The 1334-nt window shown below is 38.0% G+C and carries 2 protein-coding genes and 2 tRNA genes; all 4 read left to right on the forward strand.

The genetic code is table 11. The features are described 5' to 3' along the window. Positions 1-96 precede the first annotated feature (96 nt). The 4 genes from ACOVO2_RS04675 (at position 97) to ACOVO2_RS04690 (ending at position 1230) form a co-directional block, all read left to right on the forward strand. A complete protein-coding gene (locus ACOVO2_RS04675; RefSeq protein ID WP_421768846.1) occupies positions 97-651 on the forward strand; it encodes an NADH-quinone oxidoreductase subunit J in 555 nt (184 codons plus the stop codon). A 4-nt stretch (positions 652-655) separates the two neighbouring features. Beyond that, on the forward strand, positions 656-961 hold the full coding sequence (gene nuoK, locus ACOVO2_RS04680) for an NADH-quinone oxidoreductase subunit NuoK (RefSeq protein ID WP_188768448.1): 306 nt from the start codon (positions 656-658) through the stop codon (positions 959-961). Positions 962-1031: 70 nt separating this feature from the next. Beyond that, a tRNA-Arg gene (locus tag ACOVO2_RS04685) sits at positions 1032-1105 on the forward strand. A 51-nt stretch (positions 1106-1156) separates the two neighbouring features. After that, positions 1157-1230: transfer RNA gene (locus ACOVO2_RS04690), tRNA-Arg, on the forward strand. Positions 1231-1334: the final 104 nt, after the last annotated feature.

Raw genomic sequence — 1334 nt, forward strand, 5'->3', positions numbered from 1 at the left:
TAAAAGCAGAGGAAGAGGAAGCAACGGCCGAAACGCCAAAGCCTAAACCTGTTTTTAGACCAACAATGAAAATAACACCTAAAAATAACGACTAAATTGTTAGACGAATTATTAAAAAACCTCGACTACACGCTTATCAAGCAAATTGCGTTTGCTGCTTTTGCAGTAATCACAGTTGGCGGTGCATTGTACTTACTCTTCACGAAAAATGTACTTTATGCGGCATTTAGTTTGTTACTTACCCTCTTGGGGATAGCAGGACTTTTTGTTTTTGCCGGAGCTGATTTTCTGGCAGTTAGTCAAATTATGATTTACGTAGGCGGAATTCTGATACTATTGATTTTCGGTATCATGCTTACCAACAATAAGAACTTTCAACGCACCAATTTACAGCCAAACAAAATTGAGGTTGGGCATCATAATCGTTTTTGGGCAGTTTTAGTAGCCGTTTTATTGTTTTTAGGTTTCTTGAAAATCATCTTTGAAGCCAACTTCCATATCATTGGCAAACAAATTCACAATAGCAGTAGTGTTCAACAGATTGGGGTAAATCTCATGACTGACTATATTTTTGCGTTTGAGGTTATTGGCATTTTTTTATTGGCTGCTCTAATTGGGGCAGTGTATATTGCAAAAAAAGAGAAAGCTTAATTAGATGATAGCCATACAAAATTATCTTGTTATTAGTGCCTTGTTGTTTTCGATTGGATTGGCCATTGCCGTAACTAAACGCAACGCAATTCTGATTCTGATGGGAATTGAGTTGATGCTCAATGCAGTAAATTTGAATCTGGTTGCATTTAGCCAATACGACCCAAATCGCCTACAAGGACAAATGTTTGTGCTTTTTATAATGGTTGTGGCTGCCGCCGAAATAACCGTAGCACTGGCAATTATCTTGAAATTATATGACTATTTCAAGAACCTTGATTTAGACGAAATAAATTCATTAAAAAAATAATAAAAGGCTTGACAAAAGTATTTTTTAGTCGTACTTTTGCAGTCCCAAAAGGGAAAAGAGTAAATACAAAGGCTGCGTAGCTCAACTGAATAGAGCGTCTCACTACGGATGAGAAGGTTTGGGGTTTGAATCCCTACGCGGTCACTAAATTAGAGTTTTAGACTCTCGGAAATAAAACATAGTCATTAAAGTAATGGCTGCGTAGCTCAACTGAATAGAGCGTCTCACTACGGATGAGAAGGTTTGGGGTTTGAATCCCTACGCGGTCACAAAGGAGAATAGCAAACGCTGTTCTCCTTTTTTTATTCAAAACTTGCAGATGAGAAGGTTTGGGGCGGGAAACGTTTTCTTTGAATCCCTACGCGGTCACAAA

The organism is Emticicia sp., from assembly GCF_049241225.1.
In the GTDB taxonomy this organism is placed as follows: domain Bacteria; phylum Bacteroidota; class Bacteroidia; order Cytophagales; family Spirosomataceae; genus Emticicia.

What these genes read in the sequence shown, in the direction of transcription:
- nuoK (WP_188768448.1), top strand. Translation starts at nt 656, where the DNA reads ATGATAGCCATACAAAATTATCTTGTTATTAGTGCCTTGTTGTTTTCG.